This is a genomic window from Roseovarius nitratireducens (assembly GCF_002925845.1).
Lineage (GTDB): Bacteria > Pseudomonadota > Alphaproteobacteria > Rhodobacterales > Rhodobacteraceae > Roseovarius > Roseovarius nitratireducens.
On the sequence record NZ_PDNI01000071.1, the window covers coordinates 203,567 to 227,704 of the forward strand.

24 protein-coding genes are annotated in these 24,138 nt (G+C 65.5%); 15 read left to right on the top strand and 9 right to left on the bottom strand.

Annotated features, from left to right (window positions below; genetic code table 11):
• The first annotated feature begins 1 nt into the window (after position 1).
• From CRJ03_RS16120 to CRJ03_RS16140, 5 genes are read left to right on the top strand one after another with little or no spacing between them, the layout of a single operon-like run.
• Complete coding sequence (locus CRJ03_RS16120) at positions 2 to 352, top strand: Na+/H+ antiporter subunit C (protein WP_104019890.1); 351 nt, start codon at positions 2 to 4, stop codon at positions 350 to 352.
• Positions 349 to 1,857: a monovalent cation/H+ antiporter subunit D gene (locus CRJ03_RS16125; protein WP_104019891.1), complete on the top strand. Its 1,509-nt coding sequence runs from the start codon at positions 349 to 351 to the stop codon at positions 1,855 to 1,857. Before CRJ03_RS16120 ends, CRJ03_RS16125 begins: the two co-directional genes overlap by 4 nt.
• A 13-nt stretch (positions 1,858 to 1,870) precedes the next feature.
• The gene (locus CRJ03_RS16130; protein WP_104019892.1) at positions 1,871 to 2,362 is read left to right on the top strand and encodes a Na+/H+ antiporter subunit E; all 492 of its coding nucleotides are present in this window, start codon (positions 1,871 to 1,873) and stop codon (positions 2,360 to 2,362) included.
• Positions 2,359 to 2,628, top strand: a complete 270-nt coding sequence (locus CRJ03_RS16135) for a K+/H+ antiporter subunit F (protein WP_104019893.1) — start codon at positions 2,359 to 2,361, stop codon at positions 2,626 to 2,628. The genes CRJ03_RS16130 and CRJ03_RS16135 overlap by 4 nt, the downstream gene beginning before the upstream one ends.
• A 10-nt stretch (positions 2,629 to 2,638) precedes the next feature.
• Positions 2,639 to 3,034 (top strand): Na+/H+ antiporter subunit G, encoded by a 396-nt coding sequence (locus CRJ03_RS16140; protein ID WP_104019894.1) that lies wholly within the window; start codon positions 2,639 to 2,641, stop codon positions 3,032 to 3,034.
• 59 nt (positions 3,035 to 3,093) lie between these two features.
• Here the strand turns inward: CRJ03_RS16140 and CRJ03_RS16145 are convergent, their stop codons facing one another.
• Genes CRJ03_RS16145 through ugpB form a run of 4 tightly spaced genes read right to left on the bottom strand, consistent with a single transcriptional unit; the run spans position 3,094 to position 7,237 of the window.
• Positions 3,094 to 4,143 (bottom strand): ABC transporter ATP-binding protein, encoded by a 1,050-nt coding sequence (locus CRJ03_RS16145; RefSeq protein ID WP_104019895.1) that lies wholly within the window; start codon positions 4,141 to 4,143, stop codon positions 3,094 to 3,096.
• 5 nt (positions 4,144 to 4,148) lie between these two features.
• Positions 4,149 to 4,985 carry a sn-glycerol-3-phosphate ABC transporter permease UgpE gene (gene ugpE, locus CRJ03_RS16150; protein ID WP_104019937.1) on the bottom strand — a complete coding sequence of 279 codons (837 nt, stop codon included), beginning with the start codon at positions 4,983 to 4,985 and terminating at the stop codon, positions 4,149 to 4,151.
• A 20-nt stretch (positions 4,986 to 5,005) separates the two neighbouring features.
• Positions 5,006 to 5,887 carry a sn-glycerol-3-phosphate ABC transporter permease UgpA gene (gene ugpA, locus CRJ03_RS16155; RefSeq protein ID WP_104019896.1) on the bottom strand — a complete coding sequence of 294 codons (882 nt, stop codon included), beginning with the start codon at positions 5,885 to 5,887 and terminating at the stop codon, positions 5,006 to 5,008.
• 42 nt (positions 5,888 to 5,929) lie between these two features.
• Entirely contained in the window at positions 5,930 to 7,237 is a 1,308-nt protein-coding gene (gene ugpB, locus CRJ03_RS16160) for a sn-glycerol-3-phosphate ABC transporter substrate-binding protein UgpB (RefSeq protein WP_104019938.1), read from the bottom strand.
• Between the two features lie 188 nt (positions 7,238 to 7,425).
• Between ugpB and CRJ03_RS16165 the strand changes: the two genes are divergently transcribed.
• The gene (locus CRJ03_RS16165; protein ID WP_104019897.1) at positions 7,426 to 8,337 is read left to right on the top strand and encodes a LysR substrate-binding domain-containing protein; all 912 of its coding nucleotides are present in this window, start codon (positions 7,426 to 7,428) and stop codon (positions 8,335 to 8,337) included.
• On the opposite strand, the gene pdeM is transcribed toward CRJ03_RS16165, so the two are convergent.
• Positions 8,282 to 8,986 carry a ligase-associated DNA damage response endonuclease PdeM gene (gene pdeM, locus CRJ03_RS16170; protein ID WP_104019898.1) on the bottom strand — a complete coding sequence of 235 codons (705 nt, stop codon included), beginning with the start codon at positions 8,984 to 8,986 and terminating at the stop codon, positions 8,282 to 8,284. The two genes, CRJ03_RS16165 and pdeM, sit on opposite strands and share 56 nt — an antisense overlap.
• Positions 8,987 to 9,076: 90 nt before the next feature.
• Entirely contained in the window at positions 9,077 to 10,765 is a 1,689-nt protein-coding gene (locus CRJ03_RS16175; protein ID WP_104019899.1) for an acyl-CoA dehydrogenase family protein, read from the bottom strand.
• Between the two features lie 144 nt (positions 10,766 to 10,909).
• Between CRJ03_RS16175 and CRJ03_RS16180 the strand changes: the two genes are divergently transcribed.
• On the top strand, positions 10,910 to 11,683 hold the full coding sequence (locus CRJ03_RS16180) for a sulfite exporter TauE/SafE family protein (protein WP_104019900.1): 774 nt from the start codon (positions 10,910 to 10,912) through the stop codon (positions 11,681 to 11,683).
• 634 nt (positions 11,684 to 12,317) lie between these two features.
• Here CRJ03_RS16180 and CRJ03_RS16185 read toward each other — a convergent pair.
• Both CRJ03_RS16185 and CRJ03_RS16190 read right to left on the bottom strand, forming a co-directional pair.
• On the bottom strand, positions 12,318 to 12,659 hold the full coding sequence (locus tag CRJ03_RS16185; RefSeq protein WP_104019901.1) for a hypothetical protein: 342 nt from the start codon (positions 12,657 to 12,659) through the stop codon (positions 12,318 to 12,320).
• Between the two features lie 662 nt (positions 12,660 to 13,321).
• Positions 13,322 to 14,920 carry a phosphoenolpyruvate carboxykinase gene (locus CRJ03_RS16190; protein ID WP_104019902.1) on the bottom strand — a complete coding sequence of 533 codons (1,599 nt, stop codon included), beginning with the start codon at positions 14,918 to 14,920 and terminating at the stop codon, positions 13,322 to 13,324.
• Between the two features lie 369 nt (positions 14,921 to 15,289).
• On the opposite strand from CRJ03_RS16190, the gene CRJ03_RS16195 reads away from it, so the two are divergent.
• The 7 genes from CRJ03_RS16195 to CRJ03_RS16225 are packed head-to-tail and all read left to right on the top strand — an operon-like array spanning position 15,290 to position 20,699.
• Positions 15,290 to 15,991, top strand: coding sequence for a response regulator transcription factor (locus CRJ03_RS16195; RefSeq protein WP_104019903.1), 702 nt, complete (start codon positions 15,290 to 15,292; stop codon positions 15,989 to 15,991).
• Positions 15,991 to 17,703, top strand: coding sequence for a sensor histidine kinase (locus CRJ03_RS16200; protein ID WP_104019904.1), 1,713 nt, complete (start codon positions 15,991 to 15,993; stop codon positions 17,701 to 17,703). The genes CRJ03_RS16195 and CRJ03_RS16200 overlap by 1 nt, the downstream gene beginning before the upstream one ends.
• A gap of 6 nt (positions 17,704 to 17,709) precedes the next feature.
• Positions 17,710 to 18,159, top strand: a complete 450-nt coding sequence (locus CRJ03_RS16205; protein WP_104019905.1) for an HPr kinase/phosphorylase — start codon at positions 17,710 to 17,712, stop codon at positions 18,157 to 18,159.
• Between the two features lie 18 nt (positions 18,160 to 18,177).
• Entirely contained in the window at positions 18,178 to 19,080 is a 903-nt protein-coding gene (gene rapZ, locus CRJ03_RS16210; RefSeq protein ID WP_104019906.1) for an RNase adapter RapZ, read from the top strand.
• Entirely contained in the window at positions 19,077 to 19,469 is a 393-nt protein-coding gene (locus CRJ03_RS16215) for a PTS sugar transporter subunit IIA (protein ID WP_104019907.1), read from the top strand. Before rapZ ends, CRJ03_RS16215 begins: the two co-directional genes overlap by 4 nt.
• Positions 19,470 to 19,480: 11 nt before the next feature.
• Positions 19,481 to 19,759, top strand: a complete 279-nt coding sequence (locus CRJ03_RS16220) for an HPr family phosphocarrier protein (RefSeq protein WP_104019908.1) — start codon at positions 19,481 to 19,483, stop codon at positions 19,757 to 19,759.
• Positions 19,760 to 19,766: 7 nt separating this feature from the next.
• Positions 19,767 to 20,699, top strand: a complete 933-nt coding sequence (locus CRJ03_RS16225) for a lysophospholipid acyltransferase family protein (protein ID WP_104019909.1) — start codon at positions 19,767 to 19,769, stop codon at positions 20,697 to 20,699.
• Positions 20,700 to 20,853: 154 nt separating this feature from the next.
• On the opposite strand, the gene CRJ03_RS16230 is transcribed toward CRJ03_RS16225, so the two are convergent.
• Positions 20,854 to 23,160 carry a DNA topoisomerase IV subunit A gene (locus tag CRJ03_RS16230; protein ID WP_104019910.1) on the bottom strand — a complete coding sequence of 769 codons (2,307 nt, stop codon included), beginning with the start codon at positions 23,158 to 23,160 and terminating at the stop codon, positions 20,854 to 20,856.
• 93 nt (positions 23,161 to 23,253) lie between these two features.
• Between CRJ03_RS16230 and CRJ03_RS16235 the strand changes: the two genes are divergently transcribed.
• Positions 23,254 to 24,081: an SDR family NAD(P)-dependent oxidoreductase gene (locus CRJ03_RS16235; protein ID WP_104019911.1), complete on the top strand. Its 828-nt coding sequence runs from the start codon at positions 23,254 to 23,256 to the stop codon at positions 24,079 to 24,081.
• Positions 24,082 to 24,138: the final 57 nt, after the last annotated feature.

Here is a 24,138-nt window from a genome sequence, read left to right on the forward strand (position 1 = left end):
TATGGAACTGCTCATGGCAACGACCATCGGGGTGCTGACGGCGGCGGGGCTGTATCTCGTGCTCCGGCTCAGAACCTTTCCGGTGATCATCGGACTGTCGCTCCTGACTTACGCTGTAAACCTCTTCCTGTTCGCGACCGGGCGGCTTATCGTCGATGCACCGCCGATCCTGCGCAAGGGTGTCGAGACCTATACCGATCCGCTGCCGCAGGCCTTGGTACTCACCGCCATTGTGATCTCCTTCGGAATGACGGCCGTGGTGGTGATGCTGGCGTTGGGGGCCTACCTGTCGTCGCGCTCGGATGATGTGAGCCTGCCCCCCGAGGATGAGAGCCGGGAGGGTGAGGCATGAGCCACTGGATCATCGCGCCCGTGGTTCTGCCGGCGATCATGGCGGCGATATTGACACTGGCGATGCGGCATCATCCGGCGCTGCAACGGGTGTTCTCGGTTGCGAGTTGCGTAGCGCTCCTGGCCATCGCGCTGGCGCTGGCCGTGACGGCCGCAAGGGGCGGCATCAGTGTCTACGAATTGGGCGACTGGCCAGCGCCCTTCGGGATCGTGCTGGTACTCGACCGGCTGTCGGCGATGATGGTGCTGCTGACGGCGGTGCTGGCTCTGCTCGTGCTGCTCTATGCCATCGGGACGGGCTGGGATCAGCGGGGGCGCAATTTCCACGCACTGTGGCAGTTTCAGCTCATGGGAATCTGTGGCGCGTTCCTTACCGGCGACGCGTTCAACCTCTTCGTATTCTTCGAGGTGCTGCTCATCGCCTCCTACGGGCTGATGATCCACGCGGGCGGCGCGCGCAGGCTCAAGGCAGGGGTGCAATACGTCATCTACAACCTGCTGGGCTCGACGCTGTTTTTGTTCGCGCTTGGCACGCTCTATGCCGTGACTGGTACGCTCAACATGGCCGACCTCGCGGTGCGCGCGGCTGAAATCCCTGTCGAGGACAGCGCGCTGTTGCGGGTCGGTGCGATGTTGCTGTTCCTCGTCTTCGCGATCAAGGCGGCGCTGTTGCCGCTGCATTTCTGGCTCCCCAACACCTATGCTGAGGCGCCCGCGCCGGTGGCCGCGCTCTTTGCCATCATGACCAAGATCGGCGCCTACGCGATCCTGCGCTTCTACACGCTGATTTTTGGCCCCGATCTCGACGTCACCGCCAACCTGATTGACGACGTGTTGCTTTATGGCGCACTTCTCACCCTGGCGGCGGGGATGATCGGCATTCTCGGGGCTAGGCGACTGGGGCGGCTGGCGGCCTTTGCCGTGATCGGGTCGATGGGAACACTGTTGATCGCGGTGGCGGTATTCACACCGCAATCGACGGCAGCGGCGCTTTACTACGCGATCCATTCGACACTGGGCGCGGCGCTCCTGTTTGTGGTTGTCGATCTGGTGCGCGAGCGGCGCGGCGTGCTGGCGGGCGCGCTGATGCCGGGGCCGCGGATGGCGCAGCACGGGATGCTGGCGGCGCTGTGGTTCGGCGCAGCGATCGCCGTGGCGGGGCTGCCGCCGCTTTCGGGCTTCGTCGGCAAGTTGCTGATCCTGGATGCCACCCGCCACATGGCAGATGTCTGGCTGATTTGGGGCGCGGTGCTGGCTACCTCGCTGGTGGCCATGCTGGGTTTTGCGCAGGCGGGCAGCGTCGTGTTCTGGAAGGTGAACGGGAGCGAACCGGAAGCGTACCCCGCGCCGCAACCGGCGCTGCCGCTGGTCGCGGCCTTCGGGCTACTGGCCGGGATCGTGGCACTTTCGGTATTCGCGGGGCCGGTGATGGGCTATCTGGAGGCGACGGCGGCGCAGTTGCACGCGCCCGCCGTCTATATCGATGCCGTTCTGGGACAGGGCTGAGGGAGGAGAGACGATGCTGCGCAAGATCCTGCCCCATCCGTTCCTGACGTTGCTGCTGATCGTGGTCTGGCAGATGCTGGTCAACAAGGTGACGGTGGGGAACATCGTGCTCGGCGCGATCCTCGGGCTGATCATCCCGCTCGTAACCGCGCCCTACTGGCCCAACCGGCCCAAGCTTCGCAGCCTGCCGCGGATCGTGGAGTACATCTTCATCGCGCTCTGGGATATCTGCGTGGCAAATGTGCAGGTGGCCTACGTGATCCTGTTCAAGTCCAACGCCAACACGCATCCCGCCTGGATTTCCATTCCGCTCGAGCTGCGCTCGCCGGAGGCGATTACAGTGCTGGCGGGCACCATCACCATGACGCCTGGCACCGTGTCGAGCGACGTGGCGGCGGACGGGCGCAGCCTGTTAGTGCATTGCCTCGACGCGCCCGATCCCGATTCCGTGCGCGACGGTATCAAGGCGCGCTACGAGACCCGGCTGAAGGAGATATTCGAATGATCGGATACGCGCTGACCTTCGCTCTCGCCTGTTTCGGCCTCGCCCTGCTGCTCAATATCTATCGGGTCGTGCGCGCGCCCACCAAGGGTGACCGCATCCTCGCGCTCGATACGATGGTGATCAACGCTATCGCGCTGCTGGCGCTCTTTGGCATTCTCGAGGGCACCACGATGTATTTCGAGGCGTCGATGATCATCGCCATGACCGGTTTCATTTCCACCGTCTCCTACACGCGCTTCCTGCTGCGTGGGGACATCATCGAATAGGGAGGGTGCGATGCTCGTCGAGATATTGATAGCGGCCTGTCTGGTCATCAGCGGTATCTTCGGATTGGTGGGTTCCTTCGGGCTCATCAAGCTGCCCGACCCGATGATGCGGTTGCACGCACCCACCAAGGCCACGACGCTGGGGGTGGGAGGAGCGCTGATCGCGTCCATGCTATATTTCTATTTCGTGGTCGGACAGTTCTCGTTTCACGAGCTGATGATCACGCTGTTCCTGTTCCTGACCGCGCCGATCACCGGGCATTTCGTGGCCAAGACGCATCTGCACCTTACCTGCAAGCCCGGTGACCTGCCGCCCACTGCTACTGACCGGCCCTGGGCCAGCTACGAGAGTGACGCCGAGCGCGCACGGATCGAGGCGGCGGCAGAGGGTGAAACGGCGGGATAGACGAGGCGGCCTTTACTCCGCGCCGGGGCCAGAGACCGAACGGTAGCTCAAGGCCAAAATTATCCCAGCCGCCGCCCGCTCTTCTTGTCAAAGACATGCATCTTGTCCGGCGGGATCGAAAGGCGCAATGTCTGGCTGCCGTGGCCTGCGCGGTGCACCCCCGGGAGGCTCACTGTAAAGCTCTGGCCATTTGCGAGCCTGCCGTGCAGCAGCGTGTTGGCCCCGAGCGGCTCGGCGAGCAACACCTCCATGGTGATTGGGCCGCCAGGGTCGGGCGAGAGATGCTCGGGGCGCAGCCCGAGCATCACGGTGCCATGCGCACCGGTCGGGTTGGGCAGGACCATGTCGCCCAGATGCAGACCGTCCTCGCGCCCCTCGGCCGCGACGACATTCATAGACGGGCTGCCGATGAACTGCGCGGCAAAGAGGCTCTCGGGTCGCTCGTAGACGTCGAGAGGCGTGCCAATCTGCTCGGCGCGGCCCTCGTTCATCACGATCATGCGGTCGGCCATGGTCATTGCCTCGACCTGGTCGTGGGTGACATAGAGCGACGTGATGCCAAGCTTCGCCTGCAATTCGCGGATCTCCAGCCGCATCTGCACCCGCAGCTTGGCGTCGAGGTTCGACAGCGGCTCATCGAACAGGAACACAGACGGCTCGCGCACGATGGCGCGGCCCATGGCGACGCGCTGCCGCTGCCCGCCCGAGAGCTGCCGGGGCTTGCGGTCAAGCAACTCAGTCAGTTGCAAGAGTTCCGCCGCATCTCGCACCTTGGCGGCGATCTCCGCCTTGGGAAGCCCCTTGATGCGAAGGCCGTAGCCCATGTTCTGCGCGACGCTCATATGCGGATAGAGCGCGTAGTTCTGGAATACCATCGCGATATCGCGGTCCATCGGCTCACGCTCGTTGGCGCGGGTGCCATTGATGCGCAATTCTCCGTCGCTGATCGTTTCCAGCCCTGCGACCATGCGCAACAATGTGGACTTGCCACAGCCCGAGGGGCCGACGATGACGATGAATTCGCCATCGGCCACATCGACACTCACACCCTTGATCACCTCCGTGGCGCCAAAGCGTTTCTTGATATCGTCCAGTTCTACGGTTGCCATGTCGCCTATTTCTCGCTGTCCACGAGGCCGCGGATGAAAAGTTTCTGCATCGAGATGACCACCACCACTGGCGGGACCATCGCGAGGATCGAGGTGGCCATGATCACCGGCCAGTCGGCCACGTCGTCACCTGACGGGAACATCTGCTTGATGCCCATGACGATGGTGTTCATCGACGGATCGGTGGTGATCAGCAGCGGCCAGAGATACTGGTTCCAGCCATAGATGAACAGGATCACGAACAGCGCCGCGATATTGGTGCGACTCATCGGCAGGAGGATATCCCAGAAGAACCGCATCGGGCGCGCGCCGTCGACGCGCGCGGCCTCGGCCAATTCGTCCGGCACGGTGAGGAAGAACTGCCGGAAGAGGAAGGTAGCGGTGGCCGAGGCAATCAGGGGGAAGATCAGGCCAGAATAGCTGTTGAGCATGCCAAAGCCCGCGATCACCTCGTAGGTGGGTACGATCCGCACCTCGACGGGCAGCATCAGCGTGATGAAGATCAGCCAGAAGAAGAAGTTGCGCCCCGGAAAGCGGAAATAGACGATGGCAAAGGCCGACAGAAGCGAGATGATGATCTTGCCCACGGCGATCCCCACCGCCATGATCAGCGAATTGCCCAGCATCACCGCCACCGGCACGTTGACGCCCGAGACGAGCGCGGCGGTGTAGTTCTCAAGGAACTTGTCGCCGGGCCAGACAGGCATCGGTGGCTGCACGATCTCGGGTTGGCTGACGGTGGAAGCGACGAAGGCCAGCCAGATCGGAAAGAAGATCACGAGGACGCCGGTGATCATGGCCACATGCGTGAGCCAGAGGCCCATGCCGCGCTTTTCCACCATGCCCGTGATCTCGGTCGCCATCAGTAATGCACCCGCTTTTCGATGTATTTGAATTGCAGCACCGTGAGCAGCCCCACCACAATAAGCAGGATTACCGATTGTGCTGCAGAGGAACCGAGATCCTGCCCCACGAACCCGTCGGAAAACACCTTGTAGACAAGGATCGTCGTGGCCTGTTGCGGGCCTCCGCTCGTGATCGTGTGGATGACGCCGAAGGTCTCGAAAAAGGCATAGACGATATTCACGACCAGCAGGAAAAACGTGGTGGGCGACAGCAGCGGCAGCACGATAGTGAAGAACCGCCGCCAGAAGCGCGCGCCGTCGATGGCGGCGGCCTCGATGATCGAGCGGGGCACGGCTTGGAGTGCGGCGAAGAAGAACAGGAAATTGTAGCTGATGCGCCCCCAGGCCGAGGCGACGACGACCAGCCCCATCGCCTCGCCCTCATTGAGCACATGGTTCCAGTCATAGCCCAATTGCCCGAGATACCACGCTATGACACCCACCCGCGTGTTGAACATGAAGAGCCAAAGCACCCCCGCCACGGCGGGCGCCACGGCGTAGGGCCAGATCAGCAGCGTGCGGTAGACGCCTGCCGACTTCACCAGCCGGTCGGCCATGACCGCCAGAAACAGCGCCGGGATCATCGCCGCGAGCGTCACCAGCGTCGAGAAGATCGCGGTCGTGACAAAGGAGGCCCGGTAATAGGGGTCGCCCAGCAGGTATTCAAAATTCTCCAGCCCGACGAATTGCGACGACAGGCCGAATGGGTCGGGGATGAAGAGCGATTGCCACACCGCCTGCCCGGCGGGATAGAAGAAGAACACCGCAGAGATGAACACCTGCGGCGCGATCAGGCAGAGCGGCAGAAGCCAGCCCTTGAAGGTGACACGTTTTTCCATGCTTGGCGGCCCGGGGGGCCGGTTGCCCGGCCCCCGCGATCTTTAGTTGCTGGCGCGCTCGAACCGGCGCAGGAGCTGGTTGCCGCGCTCGACCGCGGAGTCCAGCGCCGCCTGCGCGTCCTTGTCGCCTGACCAGACGGCCTCCAACTCCTCGTCGATGATGCCGCGGATTTGGTCAAAGGAGCCGAGCCGCAGGCCCTTGGAATTGGCTGTGGGCGCGTTGGTGGTCATCTGTTTCACCGCCACGTCGGTGCCGGGGTTCTCCTGGTAGAAGCCCTGTTCGCGGGTCAGCTCGCCCGCCGCCGAGGTGATCGGCAGATAGCCGGTATCCTGATGCCATTTGGCCTGGATTTCGGGCGACGACAGGAAGTTGAGAAATGCCGCGGCGGCCTCGTACTCGGCGGGCTCATGCCCCTCCATCACCCAGAGCGACGCGCCGCCGATGATGGTGTTCTGCGGTGCGCCCTCGACGCCCTCCCAATAGGGCAGCGGGCGCACGTCGAACTCGAACTGTGCCTCGGATTTGATGCCCGCATAACCCGCCGAGCTTTCGGTGAAGAGCGCGCATTCCCCGGCGCGGAAATTGGCGCCGCCCTCGTTGCGGCGGCCGGCATAGATGAACTTGCCCTCATCGGCCCATTCGCCCATCTGCGCGATGTGCTGCACCTGCACCGGGCCGTTGAAGGCCAGCTCGGTGTCCAGCCCGGCAAAGCCGTTATCCTGCGTGGCGAAGGGCACGTCGTGATAGGCCGAGAGGTTCTCGAGGTGAATCCAGCTCTGCCATGCGGTGGTAAGAGGGCAGGAATGCCCCGCCTCGGCCAGTTGATCCAGAACCGCGTCTACATTCTGCCAGGTGCTCAGGTCGGTATCGGGGTCGATGCCCGCGCCTTCCAGCGCATCGCGGTTGACCCACAGGACCGGGGTGGAGGAGTTGAACGGCAGCGACAGCATCTGCCCGTCGGTGGTGGTATAGTAGCCCTTGACCGAGCCGATATAGGCGTCGGGGTCGAACTCGGCCCCTGCCATCACCTCATAGACCGGCTTGATCGCGCCTTCGGCCCCCATCATCGTGGCCGTGCCCACCTCGAACACCATAAGGATGTGCGGCTGCTCGCCCGCGCGGAAGGCGGCGATCCCGGCATTGAGCGTCTCGGAGTAATTGCCCTTGTGCGTGGCGTTGACACTGTATTCGCTCTGGCTCTCGTTGAAGGTCACGACCTGCTCGGCCACAAGCTCACCCAGCCGCCCGGTAAAGGCGTGCCAGAACTGGATTTCGGTCTGGGCCGTCGCGGCAAGCGGCGACAGCGCGGTGGTGGCGGCCAGAAGCGCGCCAAATGCCGTTTTCTGCATGGTATCCTCTCCCATAAGACGAGTGCAGCCGAACATCCCCTGTCGACCGCGGCGATCACGCAGGATCTACGCTACACGGAAATTGACATAATACAACCGTGCAATTATATGCTCTAATATAATATCATATTATTGTTACAGGCCCACTGCGATCCTACCCTCACGCCATTTCACCGCCGGAGCTGCCCATGTCCGCCCGCCTGCGCCTGCGTCAACTCGAAGCGCTCGAACGTGTCGCCGTCACCGGCTCGATGACCCGCGCGGCCGAGGTGCTCGGCATATCGCAGCCCGCCGTGAGCCGGCTGCTGGCAGACCTCGCGGCGGAGACGGGGCTGGCGCTCGTGGAGCGGCGCGACGGGCGGTTGGTGCCGACGCAGGAGGCGCGGTTCCTGCTGCCCGATATCCACCGTGTGCTGGAAACGCTTGACCGGATCGGTGAACTGAGCCGCAGCCTCAACGACCGCAAGGCCGGTCACCTTCGACTTGCCTGCCTGCCGGGGTTTGCGACCTCGCACCTGCCCGATGTGCTGGCGCGGTTCCTCGCCGACCGGCCCGGCGTCACGCTGACGGTGGAGCCTGACCGCCCCGAGCGCATTCTCGAATGGATCGTCGGCGAACAGTTCCATTGCGGCATCACCGACGGGTTCGAAGGGCACCCGGCGGTCGAGGCCGAGATCGTGCCGGTGCGCACCGTCTGCATCCTGCCGCCCGGTCACCCGCTGGCCGAACGCGAAGAGATTGGCCCCGCCGACCTCTCAGGGGAGCGGATGATCCACACCCGGCGCGACAGCGCGTTCTTTCGCGCGCTGGAGGAGGCATTCCTCGGGGCGGGGGTCACGATGACGCCGATCCTGGAGATACGCCAGTTCACTGCCGCTTGCGAGCTGGTGCTGCGCGGTGCGGGTGTTTCGGTGGTAAGCGCGCTCGACGCCGAGGGCTATGCCGCGCGCGGCCTCGTCCACCGCCCTTTCGTGCCGGACGTGCCACACCGTCTGGCGCTGGTGCGCCCCGTGCACGGGGCGCCGTCGCTCCTGACGCTGGAATTCATGGACGCCTTTCGCGAGAGCCTTCGCCCGTTCGAGGCGCGTCCCGACGCATAGGCAGCACGTGGGTCACGGGGCCGGTGAGCACCGCGAGCGCCTCGGCGCGCATCAGCCCGGTGAGCGCCGGATCCTCGCAGGACAGCCCGCCGGTACAGGTGCCGTAGGCGGGCAGGATCACCCGGTCGCCGTCGATGAGAAAGGCCGGGCGGCTGATCGACTGGCCGCGCAAGCTCAGCCGCATCTTGGGGTGGTAATGGCCCGATACCTCGCCCGCTTGGCCGCGCCGGGCGATGTGGCGAAAAGTGAGCGGGGGATTGGGCAACTCGGCCAAATGCGCGCCGCCGAGATCGACCGGACCGGGATCGTGATTACCCTCGATCCAGACCCAGCGCCGCCCCGCCTGCAAGCGCGTGACCCACAGCTTTTCCGCCTCGGGCAGGGCGTCCGCGGCCTGGGTGTCGTCGAAGCTGTCGCCAAGGCAGATCACCGTCGCCGCCCCGGTGCGACGCAGGTCGGATTCGAGCCGGGTCAGGGTGTCGCGCGTCTCGTACGGCGGAAGCGGCGGCTCGCCCGCCCGCGCCCGGCGCAGCGCCTTGCCCAGGTGCAGGTCGGAGACGCAAAGCAGATTGCGCGCCTCCCAGTAGAGCGCTCCCGAGGGCAGCGCGACGAGGGAAGCGCCCGCGAGGGTGAAGGCATGGCCGTCCATGCTCCCTTTGTTGGCTACTCTCAGGCGGATTGGCAAGGGTCGCGCGTCAACCTGGCATTCGCTGCACCACCACCCGCAATGGGATGTCCGCTATCCGAGCAACCTGCGGGCCACCACCTGCGCCTGGATTTCCGCGGCACCCTCGAAGATGTTGAGGATGCGCGCGTCGCACAGGATGCGGCTGATCGTGTATTCCAGCGCAAAGCCGTTGCCGCCGTGGATCTGCAGCCCGTTGTCGGCCGCAGCCCAGGCTGCGCGTGCGCCCAGCAGCTTGGCCATCCCGGCCTCGAGGTCGCAGCGGCGGCCATTGTCCTTTTCCCAAGCCGAGAAATAGGTGAGCTGGCGCGCCACCATGATCTCGACCGCCATCATCGCCAGCTTGGCCGAGACGCGGGGGAATTCGATCAGCGGCTTGCCGAACTGCCTGCGGTCCTGCGCGTAGCGCATCGAGACGTCGAGCGCCGATTGCGCCACGCCCACGGCGCGGGCGGCGGTCTGGATGCGGGCAGCCTCGAAGGTCTCCATCAACTGCTTGAAACCCTTGCCTTCCTCGCCGCCCAGCAGGTTCTCTCCCTTGACGTGGAAGCCGTCGAAGGCAAGCTCGTATTCCTTCATGCCGCGATAGCCCAGCACCTCGATCTCGCCGCCGCTCATGCCCGGCGTGGGGAAGGGGGCCGCGTCGGTTCCGGGCTCCTTCTCGGCCAGGAACATGGACAGGCCGCGATGGTCGGTGGTGTCGGGCTTGGTCCGTGCCAGCAGCGTCATCAGGTGGGTGCGCGCGGCATGGGTGATCCAGGTCTTGTTGCCGGTCACTTTCCAGTGGCCGCTCTCGTCCCGGACGGCGCGGGTGCGCAAGCTGCCGAGGTCAGAGCCGGTATTGGGCTCGGTGAACACCGCCGTCGGCAGGGTCTCGCCGCTGGCGAGCTTGGGCAGCCACTTTTCCTTCTGTTCCTCGGTGCCGCCGCACAGGATCAGCTCGGCGGCGATCTCGGAGCGGGTGCCGAGGCTGCCCACGCCGATATAACCGCGGCTCAGCTCTTCCGAGACCACGACCATTGACGCCTTGCTGAGGCCCAGCCCGCCGTATTCCTCGGGGATTGTCAGGCCGAAGACGCCCATCTCGGCCAGTTCCTCGATGATCTCCATCGGGATGAGCTCGTCCTTGAGGTGCCACTCATGGGCATAGGGCTCGACCTTTTCCACCGCGAAACGGCGGAACTGCTCGCGGATCATTTCGAGCTCGTCATCGAGCCCGGTGCGGCCCACGGTGATCTCGGCGGCGCGCTCCTGCATCAGCGCGACAAGGCGCAGCCGCGCGGCCTGCGTGTTGCCCTGCGCGATCAGCGTGGTCACCTCCGGCGTGCGAAAGGCGTCGAGCGCAGCCTCGTCGAGCCCCATCTCGGTGGGGCGCGCGATCTCGCCCTGGTTCATCCCGATGCCCCCCGCGATCTGCGCGAGATACTCGCCGAACGCGATCTGAAGGATCAGTTGCTCGACCTCCCCGAACTGCCCCTGTTCGTCGAGCCGCGTGGCCCAGCCCTGCATCTGGCGCAGCGATTCGACATAGGTGGCCAGCCACGCGAGCCCGTGGGTCGCACCTTGTGCTGCGTCCATCGCCGCGCCCGAGACGCGGCCATCCACGGTGACCCGCGCGCGAACAGCCTCGCGCGCTTGCGACAGCAGGGTTTCGGCGGGCGCGAGCGCGGCTTGGGTGAGCGCCGTGAGGTCGCTTAGGAGGATCGGCTCCGACATTGCAATATCCTGTCCGTCATGTGCCATGAAACGTATCCTTTCCTGTTCCGGGGCCTTTTATCCATGATGCAGGTGCAGCGCAACTATTATGCCAATTGTCGCAGGTTTTTGTTCTAAAGTTGCGTGTTGATTTCTTGTGCTGTGGCGCAAATCCTGTGCTAACACTCGGGTATGGAAGCGTTTTTCGATATCGGCCCACTCTGGGGCTGGAGCCTCGCCCTTGGCGTGGCGGTCTGCGCAGGGCTGGTCAAGGGGGTGGTGGGATTCGCCATGCCGACGGTTCTGATCGCGGGGCTGAGCACGATGATGGCGCCGGACCTGGCGTTGGCGGGGTTGATCTTGCCGACGTTGGCGACGAACTTGTGGCAGGCGTTGCGGCAGGGGGTGGGCGCGGCGCTGGCGTCGGTGGCGCGGTTCCGGGTGTTTTTGCTGGCGGGGGGCGCGGTGATGGTGGTGGCGGCGCAGCTCGTGCCGCTCTTGCCGCCCGCCGCGATGTTCCTGTTCATCGGGCCGCTGATCACCGCCTACGCGCTGTCGACGCTGCTGGGCCGGGGCCTGCGCCTGTCGCCCGAGGGCGGCGCGCGGGGCGAGGCGGGCATGGGCGCGCTTGCCGGTCTTTTCGGTGGATTATCAGGTATTTGGGGGCCGCCCACCGTGGCGATGCTGACCGCGCGCGGCACCGAGAAGACCGAGCAGATGCGCGTGCAGGGGGTGATCTATGGCCTCGGCGCGGTGCTGCTGCTGGTGTCGCACGTGGGCTCGGGCGTGCTGCGGGCGGAGACGGTTCCGCTGTCGCTGGCACTGGTGCCGCCGGCGCTCTTGGGGATCGGGCTGGGCTTCTGCTTGCAGGACCGGTTTGACCAGGAAACCTTTCGCAAGGTGACGCTCTGGGTGCTGCTACTGGCGGGGGTAAACCTGATCCGGCGGGGGGTGATGATGCTGTGACGCGGGCGCGAACCGCACGGTTCAGCGCACGAACCGCACGGTTCAACGGGGGCACCGTGACGGTGCCCGTTGGGGCGGGGTGCGGGGCCTTCGGGGCACCCTGTCCCCGTGCCGTCCGTTTGACAGGAGAGGTCCGGGGGAGGCCCGGTTCGGGTCATGGGTAAACTTTGCCTGAATGCACCGGTCGGAGGAGAGGGGGGTGCGGTCGGACGTGGCGTTTAGTCTTGGTTAGGATGCTGCGCGTGCGAAGGGGGGAGCCTCTTTGCGGTTGATCGTCGGGATGCTTGACACGCATAGGCGTTACGGTTGGGTTAGACGCATTGCGGACTTATGCTGCGCCTCCAACGAACGTATGCAACGCGCAGGAAGCGGAATTTGCAAAGTCTGGGCGGTTTCCCGACAGCGGCCATTCGTGTAGGATGCGGCGAAACCCGGTTGAGAGCCCACTTCCGCCCTTCATCGGTCTACCGATATGCTGCAGCGAAGCCTGCCCATTCTGGAAATTCGCGGCAGAGTATCCCCGCCAATCCTTGTGCTGGCCCCGCCGATGAAGCTGCCAAATCGGCTTGAAACGCCGTCCCGAGGCTCAACATGGAGATAGAGTGACGATATGCCTTGGCGAGACTCGCCTGCGTTATTCCATGCCTTCTACGATCAAATCGGCACACGAATCAGCCACTTCCGACTGATACTTTTCGCTCACATTGTCGACCCAGCCAGCCTCGACCACGAAGTTGTCACGCTGATATCTCGATTCTTCCTTCAACAAGGCGATCTGTTCCGGCTCTTGCTCGGCCTTGGCGACGCAGAGCGGTGTGAAGGCCTGAACGACGGCTGATTCCGCACTGGCGGATTGCATCTCGGACGCTGTTCCACCAGTCACCCATCCGCCCCAGGCAAATCCGATCACGATCGCGACGATGGCACCACCGATGGCACCCCACACTGCGGGTTTGGTAGATTCGGGAATATTCATTGCTGATCCTTTTTCTGTGATCTCCCGCCCGTGGAGGAGCTGCCTGCAAAGACGGGATTCTTGAGCAATAACGCATTTTACTCTCTGACATGATCAAAGAGGATCATAAAAAAAACGCGAGCACACGACTGTTAATGACGTTTCTGATGGCCACGCGCGCGAGGCGTGCATCGCACGATCCCAAGCCTGCTGGGGGCGTAGATGAAACGACGAGCCCGGCCAAGCGTCAGCATCCTGCTCAAGGAAGACCCCCAACCGCGACAATTCGGTTCGGTGGTCTGCTTTCGAGGATGTCGGGTTTGGAAAGGTCCGATTTATCAGCCCATGACATTAGCGACAGCTCGTCTGTCGATCTCTCCGTCGGGCATCCGGCAGAAGCGCAACGGCAATCTCGCACTTGCAGCGAACGGCCGGACGGTTCCGCATCTCGGCCCTTCCACCAGCGTAGCGCGTGCGTCCGCTTTTGCCTACCTCGTCGTCCCGCACCATGTCCGGTCTGGGCTGACTCCCGTCATGCGCTGCGGGCATCACCAACGGCAGCAATGCGCCGGGCACGTTCCCAAGGGTAACTGCAATTCGCAAGGTTGCCACACGCGCACCCGGACGCCCCAGGTCACACGCGCGGCAGGCGGGGGGGCAACAGGACGCCCCCGCCCCCATCCTCACCCGATCGCCGCCGCCTTCACGTCGTCGTCGATGAAGGGGACGTATTGGGCGAAGTTGTCGGCGAACATCTGCACGAGCTTGGCCGCCTGGGCGTCGTAGGCGTCGGCGTCGTCCCAGGTGCGGCGGGGGTCGAGCAGGACCTCGGCGACGCCGGGCACCTCCACGGGCACCTCGAAGCCGAAGCTCTCGTCCTTGCGGAACTCTACCTCGCCCAGCGAGCCGTCGAGGGCGGCGGTGAGCAGCGCGCGGGTGGCCTTGATCGGCATGCGCGAGCCGGTGCCGTAGGCGCCCCCCGTCCAGCCGGTGTTGACCAGCCAGCAGGTGGCGCCGTGCTTGCCGATCTTTTCGCGCAGCAGGTTGCCGTAGACCTCTGGGCGGCGGGGCATGAAGGGCGCGCCGAAGCAGGTGGAGAAGGTCGGCTGCGGCTCTGTCACGCCGCGCTCTGTGCCCGCGACCTTGGCGGTGAAGCCGGACAGGAAGTGATACATCGCCTGCGCGGGCGTCAGCCGCGCGATGGGCGGCAGCACGCCGAAGGCATCGCAGGTGAGCATGATGACGTTCTTGGGGTGCCCGCCAAGCGCCGTCTCGGACGCGTTGGAGATGTAGTGCAGCGGGTAGGCGCAGCGCATGTTGGCGGTGAGGCTGTCATCGGCGAAATCAAGCTCCAGCGTTTCGGGATCGAACACCATGTTTTCGACCACGGTGCCGAATTTCGACGTGGTGGCGTAGATCTCGGGCTCTGCATCGGGGTCGAGGTTGATGGTCTTGGCATAGCAGCCGCCCTCGAAGTTGAAGGTGCCGCGCTCTGACCAGCCATGCTCGTCATCGCCGATGAGGGTGCGCGCGGGATCGGCCGAGAGCGTGGTCTTGCCGGTGCCCGACAGGCCGAAGAACACGGCGGCATCGACGGGGTTGTCGGGCGCGTGGTTGGCCGAGCAGTGCATCGGCATGACGCCCTTTTCGGGCAGCAGGTAGTTGAGCAGGGTGAAGATGGATTTCTTGTTCTCGCCGGCGTATTCGGTGCCGCCCACAAGGATCAGCTTGCGGTCGAAATTCATCGCGATCACGGTGTCGGTGCGGCAGCCGTGACGGCCGGGATCGGCCTTGAAGCCGGGGCAGTTGATGAGCGTGAAATCGGCGACGAAGCTGTCGAGTGCCTCGCGCTCGGGGCGGCGCAGCATGGTGCGGTTGAACAGGCTGTGCCAGGCAAGCTCGGTCACCATGCGCACGTTGATGGCGAGCGCGGGGTCGGCGCCGCCGACGAGATCCTCGACATAGACGTCGCGCCCGGCGAGCCAGGCGAGCATGTCGTCGTAGAGCGCGTCGAATTTTGCCGGCTCCATCGCGCCGTTGTTGTCCCACCAGATCGTGTCTTCGGTGGTGGCGGAGCGGACGACGAACTTGTCCTTGGGCGAGCGGCCGGTGAACTTGCCGGTCGAGACGAGGAATGCGCCGCCGCGGCCGAGCGTGCCTTCGCCGTTTTTCAGTGCCGCTTCGATCAGCGCGGGCTCGATGAGGTTGTAGTGGACCGTGCCCAGCCCCGTGATGCCCTGATCCTCCAGCCGGAAATTCGGGTTCACCCGTCCGAGTGTCATGTCTGCTTCGCTCCTGTTCACCAAATGCGTCTGCCCGCGGCAGATCAAGTGGGGCGCCGAGATGCGGCGTCGGTCGGGCGGCGTGCCCGGCTGCGCGCGTCTTAACACGACGCTTTCGTGAAATAACAGGCGGGTTTGCGGCAGTTAGCGCAACCAGCGCCAAGTTAGCGCAATCACCCGCCCGTTAGCGGAAACACCATGCGATGCGGGCGGGCAAGGTGAGTCCATTTAGCCATTCTCAAGGAAATTCCGGCCCAATGAGCGTGGTCGAGGCGACTGATTCGCAGTTTTGGATTGATCCGCAGAGCGCAAAAGGCGCATAATGAGAAAAAAATTCAGAAACTCAGAGCAGTATGAGGAATAACAGCAATGTCCAGGATCGCCCTTGTGGACGATGACAGGAATATCCTGACATCGGTGGCCATGACGCTCGAGGCCGAGGGCTTCGAGGTCGAAACCTATAACGATGGCCAGCAGGCCTTCGACGCCTTCAGCAAGAAACTGCCCGACATGGCCGTGCTCGACATCAAGATGCCGCGCATGGACGGGATGGACCTGTTGCAGCGGCTGCGTCAGAAGTCGCGGATGCCGGTCATTTTCCTGACCTCCAAGGATGACGAGATCGACGAGGTTCTCGGCCTGCGCATGGGCGCGGATGATTACGTGAAGAAACCGTTTTCCCAGCGCCTGCTGGTCGAGCGCATCCGCGCGCTCTTGCGGCGGCAGGAGGTGGTGGCCGGCGGCGCGCTGGTCGAGGGCGAGGAAAACAAGGTGATCGAGCGCGGCGACCTGCGCATGGATCCGCTGCGCCACGCGGTGACGTGGAAGGGGCAGGACGTGTCGCTCACGGTGACCGAGTTCCTGCTGTTGCAGGCGCTCGCGCAGCGTCCCGGCTTCGTCAAGAGCCGCGATCAGCTGATGGATGTGGCCTATGACGACCAGGTCTATGTGGACGATCGCACCATCGACAGCCACATCAAGCGCCTGCGCAAGAAACTGCGGATGGTCGATCCCGAATTCTCGGCCATCGAAACGCTCTACGGGATCGGGTATCGTTACAACGAGGAATGATGGCCCTGGCCGAGGGGATAGACGTGGGCGATCCGCGAGCGCGCAAGGATGGCGATCTCGTCCTGGGGGACGATTTCGTCGCCCCCGACCGCGTGGAGGAAGCAGAGCTGACCGAGCGGCGGGCGCGGCGCGGCTGGCTGTCGCTGCGGCGCTCGGCGCTCACGCGCAAGATCGTCACCTTCAACCTGATCGCGCTCAACGTTCTGGTCATCGGCATCCTCTACCTCAACAGCACGCAGGACACGCTGGTGCGCCAGCACGTCGAGAGCCTGCGCGACCGCGCCGCGCTCACCGCCGATGTGGTCGCCGCCCGGTTGCCGCAGACCGCGCCGGTCAACCTCGCCACCGGCGACGGCATAGATGTCGAGGATACGCTGGAGCGGCTCGCGCTGCGCCCGGGCACCGAGGCCTATCTCTTTGACAGGACCGGGCTCTTGCTCGGGCAGCAGGCGGGTACGCCCGCGCGCTCGGGAATCACGGGGGACATGCCGCCCACGCCGCTGACCGATTTCCTGGAACGGATATGGGGCGTCATCTCGGCGCCCTTTTCGACGCAGGGCACGGGGGAAGAGGCGCAGGACGCGATCGCGGCGTTGCGTGACCTGGTCGATGCCGCGGTCTCGGAGGGCGCGCAGGTGCGCGCCATCGATGCCAGCGATGATACGATATTGCGCGCCGCCGCGCCGGTGATGCGCGGTTCCACACCGGTGGGCGCGGTGGTGCTGGTCGACAGCTCCGGCGACGTCGCCCGCATTTCGGCGGCCGAACGCGAACGCGTGTTGCAGATGTTCCTGATTGCCACGCTCATTTCCATCGGCCTGAGCCTTGTTCTGGCCTCGACCATCTCCAACCCGCTCGCCGATCTCGCCGCCGCGGCCGAAATCGGGAGCGAGCGCAATCGCGGGCGCAGCGGCGGCGGGCGCATCCGCATCCCCGACCTGACGGCGCGGCCCGACGAGATCGGGCGGCTGTCGGGCGCGCTGCGCGGCATGGTCGGTGCACTCTACAGCCGGATCGAGAGCAACGAACAATTCGCCGCCGACGTGGCCCACGAGATCAAGAACCCGCTGGCGAGCCTGCGCTCGGCGGTGGGCACCATGCGCATCGCGCGCCGCGAAGATCAGCGCGAGCGCCTGCTCGAAGTGATCGAGCATGACGTGCGCCGGCTCGACCGCCTAGTGAGCGATATCTCCAACGCCTCGCGTCTCGATTCCGAGCTGGTCAAGGAGACGCAGGAAGGGTTCGACCTGGTGGCGCTCTTGCAGAACCTCGCGCAGTACCTCAGCGAGGAGGCGGGCAAGAAGGGGGTCGAGTTCATCACCGATTTCCCGGGCAAGCCGATCGTCGTCACCGGGCTGGAGGCGCGGCTGGCACAGGTGTTTGTCAACCTCATCACCAACGCCATCAGCTTTTGCGAGGAGGGCGACGCGATCCGCGTCTGGGCACGCCGCCGCGCCAACCGCGTCCTGATCGTGGTCGAGGATACCGGCCCGGGCATCCCCGAGGAGTCGCTGGACAAGATTTTCCAGCGCTTCTATTCGCAGCGGCCCGAGGGCGAGTTCGGCAACAATTCGGGGCTGGGGCTGGCGATTTCGAAGCAGATCGTGGAGGCGCATGACGGCGTGATCTGGGCCGAGAATATCCGCCCCACCCATGCCGACGCGACATCCGAGCCGCTGGGCGCGCGGTTCGTCGTCGGCCTGCCGGTCTGAGCGGGCATGGCCCGCGCGGCAGAGGCCGGTGACGATGCCGGGGGTCTGACCGTCCATGCGAGCTGTGTTGCGCAGGCGGGGCGGGCCGTGCTCATTCGCGGGGCGGCGGGCAGCGGCAAATCGGGGCTGGCGCTGCGGCTCATTGCGCTGGGTGCCGAGCTCGTGGCCGACGACCGCACGCGGGTGTGGCGCGCGGGCGATCAGGTGATGGCCGACGCGCCCGACACGATCCGCGGGCGGATCGAGGCGCGGGGGATGGGGCTGCTGCACCTGCCCGCCGCGGGGCCGCGGCCGCTGGCGCTGGTCGTCGATCTGGACGGGTCCGAGACAGAACGCCTGCCGCCGCTGCGCGAAACGCGGATCGCCGGCACCGCGCTGCCGCTTGTTCACGGATCGGGGCACGCGCATTTTCCGGCGGCGATCGCGCTCTATCTCCGGTATGGAGTGATGGAATAGCAACGAAGGTCGCGGATCATGTCCTCTCACGTCGCCGATGCTGACATGCCTCACAGGCTGGTCCTTGTCACCGGCCCGTCGGGCGCGGGCCGCAGCACGGCGATCCACGTGCTCGAGGATATCGGATTCGAGGCCATCGACAACCTGCCCCTTTCGCTGCTGCCTCGGCTTTTTGCCGGGCCGCGGCTCGACAAGCCGCTGGCGCTGGGTATCGACGTGCGCAACCGCGATTTCTCGGTCCGCGCCCTGCTGGAGGTGATCGACGGTGGCGGGGTGCCGGCACCGGGCAAGATGGAGGTGCTCTATCTCGATTGCCGCCCCGATATCCTCGTGCGGCGTTTCTCGGAGACGCGGCGGCGCCATCCGCTCGCGCCCGGTGGCAGCGTCGAGGATGGCATCGCGCGCGAACTCGATCTGCTTGGCCCGGTGCGGGACCGTTCGGATATCGTGGTCGATACCTCCGACATGTCGCCCCACGATCTGCGCGCCGAGCTTGAACGCTGGTTCGCGCCTGGCGGTGCCAAGCGGCTGTCGATCTCGGTGCAGTCGTTTTCATACAAGCGCGGGCTGCCGCGCGGGCTCGACATGGTGTTCGATTGCCGGTTCCTGAACAACCCGCACTGGCAAGCGGACCTGCGCGACGCGGACGGGCGGGACCCGGCGGTGCAGGCCTACCTGAGGGACGATCCGCGGCTGGCACCGTTTCTCGACCGGCTGATGTCGCTGATGGAGCTGCTGCTGCCCGCGCACGAGGAAGAGGGCAAGGCCTACCTGGCCATCGGCACCGGCTGTACCGGCGGGCAGCACCGCTCTGTCGCGGTGGCGGAAATGCTGCGGGCGAGGCTTGCGGAGCAAGGCTGGCCGGTGTCATTAAGGCATCGGGAACTGGAGCGGCGAGAGCCGGGGGAAGGGCGGTCATGATCGGGATCGTGATCGTGGCACATGGCGGGCTCGCCCGCGAGTATCTCAAGGCGGTCGAACACGTGGTCGGCGCGCAGAGCGGGATCGTGGCCGTCGCTGTCGAGGGCGATCACGACCGCGCGGAAAAGCAGGACGAGATTTGCGCCGCCGCGGACGCGGTGGACAGCGGCGACGGGGTGGTGGTGGTCACCGACATCTTTGGCGGCTCGCCCTCGAACCTGTCGCTGCGTGCCTGCCGCCCCGACAACCGCCGCATTCTCTACGGGGCCAACCTGCCGATGCTCATCAAGCTGGCCAAGAGCCGCCACAGCCCGGTCTCGGTGGCGGTGCGCGCGGCGCTCGAGGCGGGGCGCAAGTACATTGACAGCCACAACGTTTCAACGGAATGAGGAAAAGCGCAATGACCGAGCGCATGCGGCGGCAACTCGAGATCGTCAACGAAAAGGGGCTGCACGCCCGCGCCGCCGCCAAGTTCGTCGAGGTGGTCGAGGGATTCGATGCGCAGGTCGAGGTGAGCCACGGCCCCGAGTCGGCCTCGGGCGACAGCATCATGGGGCTTTTGATGTTGGCAGCGGCCAAAGGAAGCACTATTGACGTCGAGATCATGGGGGCCGATGCCGGGCCGCTGGGCGATGCGCTGGCCGCGCTGGTCGCCGATCGCTTCGGCGAGGATACCTAGGCCGCGCATGGCACCGGCACAGCGAAGCGGGACGGACGACGTGAGCAGGAAGGCGCAGCCAGAGACCGGCGGGGAGACCGGCGGGGAGACCGGCGGGCAGGTTCTGTTAACCAAGTACGATCGCCGCAGCCTGACCTATGCCAACAGCTTTGACAGCCCCGCCACCGCCACGATCATCCGCGGGATGGAGTGGTTGACCGGCAAGATCAGCATCATACGCATGATCCGCGCCTTCGAGAAGAGCGGCGCGCCCTCGGGGCAGGGGTTCTGGCGGGCGGCGCTCGATACGATGGGTGTTCCGCTGCTTACGCCCGACGAGGAGATCGCCAACATCCCCACCGAGGGCCCGGTGGTGGTGGTGGCCAACCATCCACACGGGCTTGTCGACGGGATGATCCTCGCCGACCTGATCGGGCGGCAGCGCACGGATTACAAGATCCTGACCCGGGCGCTGCTCACGGGCATCGACGAGGTCGCGGCGTCCTACATGATCCCGGTGCCGTTCCCACACGACCCCGAGGCGCAGCGCAAATCGGTCGAGATGCGTGCGAGCGCGATGGCGCATCTCAAGGAGGGGGGGCTCATCAGCGTGTTTCCCTCTGGCGTGGTGGCGTCATCCGACACGCTCTTTGGTCCGGTGATCGAGCGCGAGTGGAACGTGTTCACCGCGCAGATGATCCGCCGGTCGGGTGCGCAGGTGGTGCCGGTCTACTTTCCCGGATCCAATTCGCGCTGGTACCAGATGGCCAATTGCATCTCGCCCACCATGCGGCAGGGGCTCTTGTTGCACGAGGTGGTGCGCAGTTGCGGCAACCCGCAGAAACCCATCGTGGGCAAGCCGGTGGACGCGGAACGGATGAAGATGCTGCAAGGCGACCCGCGCGGCTTCATGGAATGGCTGCGCGCGCACACGCTGTCGCTGGGAGAGCGGCGGGGGTAGCGGTCGGGCGACCGGGTTTGGCCTGGAGGGGACGTTGATGAACGGAATCTTGAAAAGATTCCGTACAAGAAAGTTTAAAACTTTCTTGATCTTACCTTGCCGTGACGGTTCCGCCCGACACTGACGTCCAACGAACGCTCAAGCGCATATCCCCTCATGTGAACCGGTTGTCGCGCGGGAAGCCGCGCGGGGCCATGCGGCCCGCGCCCGCGCGTTTGCCCAGCCATTCCGTGAGATCGCTCTCGGTGCGGGTGCGGCCCGCCGGGTCGCGCCAGCTCAGCCCGTCGGCGAGGGTGAAGGTGGTGGCGTCCGACAGCCCGCCGTCCTTGAATTTCTGGAGCCGCACGCCCTTGCCGCGGCCCAGTTCCGGCAATTCGTCGAGGGCGAAGACCAGCACCTTGCGGTTCTCGCCCACGCAGGCCACGTGATCGCCCGCCACCGGCCGGCAGACCACCGCGCGGGCGGGGGCGCGCAGGTTGAGCACCTGCCTGCCGGTCCGGGTCTGGGCCAGAGCCTCGTCCTCGGACACCACGAATCCGTCGCCCGCCGAGGACGCGACCAGGAGCTTGCGCCCCGGCTTGTGGATCAGCAGATCGACGATCTCGGCCTCGTTGGGCAGATCGACCATGAGGCGTAGCGGCTCGCCCATGCCGCGCCCGCCCGGCAGGCTCGCCGCCGCGAGGGTGTAAAACCGCCCGTTGGTGCCGAAGACGAGCAGCCGGTCGGTGGTCTCGGCGTGAAAGATGAAGCGCGGCCCGTCGCCGTCCTTGAATTTCAGTTCGCGATTCAGGTCTATATGCCCGGTCATGGCGCGGATCCAGCCGCGGCGCGAACAGACCACGGTGATTGGCTCGCGCGGGGTCATCGCCTCGATCGGCACCTCCTCCACCGGCCCCGCCTCGGAGAAGGTGGTGCGGCGCGCGCCGATCGGGTGGGTCTTGCCGAACGTCTTCTTCACCTCCTTGAGCTGGTTGGCGATGGCGGCCCATTGCAGGGTGGAATCGTCGAGCAGATCCTCGAGCCCGGCACGCTCCTCCATCAGCGCGTCGCGCTCGGTGCGCAGCTCCATCTCCTCGAGCCGGCGCAAGGAGCGCAGGCGCATGTTGAGGATCGCCTCGGCCTGGATATCCGACAGCCCGTCCTCTTTGGACGGGGCGGGGGGCACGTAATCGGCTTCGGAGGCGGCGCGGGTGAAGGTCCGGCCCCAGTCCTCGCGCATCAGGGCCGGTTTGGGCGCGTCGTCGTAGCGGATGATCTCGATCACGCGGTCGAGGTTGAGAAAGGCGACGATCAGCCCTTCGAGCACCTCGAGCCGGTGGTCGATCTTTTCCATCCGGTGGCGCGAGCGGCGCAGCAGCACCTCCTGCCGGAAATCGAGAAAGGCGCGCAGCACCTCGCGCAGCGAGCAGACCCGGGGCGTCACCCCGTCGACGAGCACGTTCATGTTGAGCGAGAAGCGCAGTTCCAGATCGGTGTTGCGGAACATCAGCCCCATCAGCGCCGCGGGATCGACATTGCGCGTGCGCGGCTCGAGGATGAGGCGGACGTCATCGGTACTCTCGTCGCGGACATCGGCGAGGATCGGCACCTTGCGGGTCTGGATCAGGTCGGCGATGCGCTCGATCAGCTTGGATTTCTGCACCTGGTACGGGATTTCGGTGACGACGATCTGCCAGCCGCCGCGGCCCAGTTCCTCGACCTCCCAGCGGGCGCGCAGCCGGAAGGAGCCGCGCCCGGTGCGATAGGCCTGCGCGATGTTCTCGGCTGGCTCGACGATCACGCCGCCGGTGGGAAAATCGGGGCCGGGGATATGGTTGAGCAATGTCTCGTCGCGCGCATCCGGCGACTTGATCAGGTGAAGGCAGGCGTCGATCAGCTCGGCGATGTTGTGCGGCGGGATGTTGGTGGCCATGCCCACGGCGATGCCCGAGGCGCCGTTGGCCAGCAGGTTCGGGAAGGCCGCGGGCAGCACCACAGGTTCGCGCAGCGTGCCGTCGTAATTGTCCCGGAAATCGACCGCGTCCTCGGTCAGCCCATCGAGCAGCGCCTCGGCAAAGGGGGTCATCCGCGCCTCGGTGTAGCGCGAGGCGGCCGGATTGTCGCCGTCGATATTGCCGAAATTGCCCTGTCCGTCCACGAGCGGGTAGCGCACCGCGAAATCCTGCGCCAGCCGCGCCATCGCGTCGTAGATCGCGGCATCGCCGTGGGGGTGGTAATTGCCCATCACGTCGCCGGAAATCTTGGCGGACTTGCGGAATCCGCCGGTGCTGGAGAGCCTGAGTTCGCGCATGGCGTAGAGGATGCGGCGATGCACCGGTTTGAGCCCGTCGCGGGCATCCGGGAGCGCGCGGTGCATGATGGTCGAGAGCGCATAGGTCAGATACCGCTCGCCGATGGCGCGGCGCAGTGGCTCGGGTGTGGCCTCGGGGCGCATGTTGGGGTCGTCGAGCAGGTCTGTCATGGATATGGTGATACAGACGGCATGCGCGGGCGTAAAGCGGGGACAGGGCCGCGCGTGCTTGCATCGTGCACTGCGCCGGGCCACAAGGCGTGCATGAGCGAACGGAGCATTCTCATCACCGGCTGTTCGTCGGGTATCGGGCTGGACGCGGCGCGGTTCTTGCGCGGGCGTGGCTGGCGCGTCTTTGCCGCGTGCCGCAAGGAGGCCGATTGCGCGCGGCTGCGCGAGGAGGGATTCGCGGCGCCGCGGATCGACTACGAGGACGAGGCGAGCATCGAGGCCGGGCTGGCGGAAGTGCTGGGCGCGACGGGCGGGCGGCTCGATGCGCTGTTCAACAACGGGGCCTATGCGATCCCCGGCCCGGTCGAGGACGTCCCCACCGAGGCGCTGCGCACCATATTCCAGGCCAACCTGATCGGCTGGCACGACCTGACGCGGCGGGTGATCCCGGTGATGCGCGGGCAGGGGCATGGCCGTATCGTGCAATGCTCTTCGGTGCTGGGCCTCGTCGCGATGAAATGGCGCGGGGCCTACGTGGCGACGAAATTCGCGCTGGAAGGGCTGAGCGATGCGATGCGGCTGGAGCTTGCGGGCACCGGGATCGAGGTTGTGATCATCGACCCGGGGCCGATCGACACGCCGTTTCGGCAGAACGCGATCAAGCAGTTCGAGAAATGGATTGACTGGGAGAACTCGGTGCGCGCCGAGGAGTATCGCGAGAGCCTGCTCGACCAGCTTTACAAGGGGAGCAGCAAGGGGCCGCAATGGCCCGCCGCCGCGGTGACGAAACGGCTCATCCGCGCGCTCGAATCGCCGCGCCCGAAGGCGCGGTACTATGTCACGACGCCCACTTACGTGATGGGCGCGCTGCGCCGTGTATTGCCGGTGCGGGCGCTTGATTGGGTGCTGACCAGGGGGTGAACGGCCCGTGGCGGGACAGGGCGCGGGGGATTTTCCCTTTCGCTTTCCCCGCGCGCC

Bases quoted from the DNA above. Each gene is read 5' to 3' on its own strand.
- CRJ03_RS16120 (WP_104019890.1), top strand. From the start codon at position 2: ATGGAACTGCTCATGGCAACGACCATCGGGGTGCTGACGGCGGCGGGG.
- CRJ03_RS16125 (WP_104019891.1), top strand. From the start codon at position 349: ATGAGCCACTGGATCATCGCGCCCGTGGTTCTGCCGGCGATCATGGCG.
- CRJ03_RS16130 (WP_104019892.1), top strand. From the start codon at position 1,871: ATGCTGCGCAAGATCCTGCCCCATCCGTTCCTGACGTTGCTGCTGATC.
- CRJ03_RS16135 (WP_104019893.1), top strand. From the start codon at position 2,359: ATGATCGGATACGCGCTGACCTTCGCTCTCGCCTGTTTCGGCCTCGCC.
- CRJ03_RS16140 (WP_104019894.1), top strand. From the start codon at position 2,639: ATGCTCGTCGAGATATTGATAGCGGCCTGTCTGGTCATCAGCGGTATC.
- CRJ03_RS16145 (WP_104019895.1), bottom strand. From the start codon at position 4,143: ATGGCAACCGTAGAACTGGACGATATCAAGAAACGCTTTGGCGCCACG.
- ugpE (WP_104019937.1), bottom strand. From the start codon at position 4,985: ATGGTGGAAAAGCGCGGCATGGGCCTCTGGCTCACGCATGTGGCCATG.
- ugpA (WP_104019896.1), bottom strand. From the start codon at position 5,887: ATGGAAAAACGTGTCACCTTCAAGGGCTGGCTTCTGCCGCTCTGCCTG.
- ugpB (WP_104019938.1), bottom strand. From the start codon at position 7,237: ATGCAGAAAACGGCATTTGGCGCGCTTCTGGCCGCCACCACCGCGCTG.
- CRJ03_RS16165 (WP_104019897.1), top strand. From the start codon at position 7,426: ATGTCCGCCCGCCTGCGCCTGCGTCAACTCGAAGCGCTCGAACGTGTC.
- pdeM (WP_104019898.1), bottom strand. From the start codon at position 8,986: ATGGACGGCCATGCCTTCACCCTCGCGGGCGCTTCCCTCGTCGCGCTG.
- CRJ03_RS16175 (WP_104019899.1), bottom strand. From the start codon at position 10,765: ATGGCACATGACGGACAGGATATTGCAATGTCGGAGCCGATCCTCCTA.
- CRJ03_RS16180 (WP_104019900.1), top strand. From the start codon at position 10,910: ATGGAAGCGTTTTTCGATATCGGCCCACTCTGGGGCTGGAGCCTCGCC.
- CRJ03_RS16185 (WP_104019901.1), bottom strand. From the start codon at position 12,659: ATGAATATTCCCGAATCTACCAAACCCGCAGTGTGGGGTGCCATCGGT.
- CRJ03_RS16190 (WP_104019902.1), bottom strand. From the start codon at position 14,920: ATGACACTCGGACGGGTGAACCCGAATTTCCGGCTGGAGGATCAGGGC.
- CRJ03_RS16195 (WP_104019903.1), top strand. From the start codon at position 15,290: ATGTCCAGGATCGCCCTTGTGGACGATGACAGGAATATCCTGACATCG.
- CRJ03_RS16200 (WP_104019904.1), top strand. From the start codon at position 15,991: ATGGCCCTGGCCGAGGGGATAGACGTGGGCGATCCGCGAGCGCGCAAG.
- CRJ03_RS16205 (WP_104019905.1), top strand. From the start codon at position 17,710: ATGGCCCGCGCGGCAGAGGCCGGTGACGATGCCGGGGGTCTGACCGTC.
- rapZ (WP_104019906.1), top strand. From the start codon at position 18,178: ATGTCCTCTCACGTCGCCGATGCTGACATGCCTCACAGGCTGGTCCTT.
- CRJ03_RS16215 (WP_104019907.1), top strand. From the start codon at position 19,077: ATGATCGGGATCGTGATCGTGGCACATGGCGGGCTCGCCCGCGAGTAT.
- CRJ03_RS16220 (WP_104019908.1), top strand. From the start codon at position 19,481: ATGACCGAGCGCATGCGGCGGCAACTCGAGATCGTCAACGAAAAGGGG.
- CRJ03_RS16225 (WP_104019909.1), top strand. From the start codon at position 19,767: ATGGCACCGGCACAGCGAAGCGGGACGGACGACGTGAGCAGGAAGGCG.
- CRJ03_RS16230 (WP_104019910.1), bottom strand. From the start codon at position 23,160: ATGACAGACCTGCTCGACGACCCCAACATGCGCCCCGAGGCCACACCC.
- CRJ03_RS16235 (WP_104019911.1), top strand. From the start codon at position 23,254: ATGAGCGAACGGAGCATTCTCATCACCGGCTGTTCGTCGGGTATCGGG.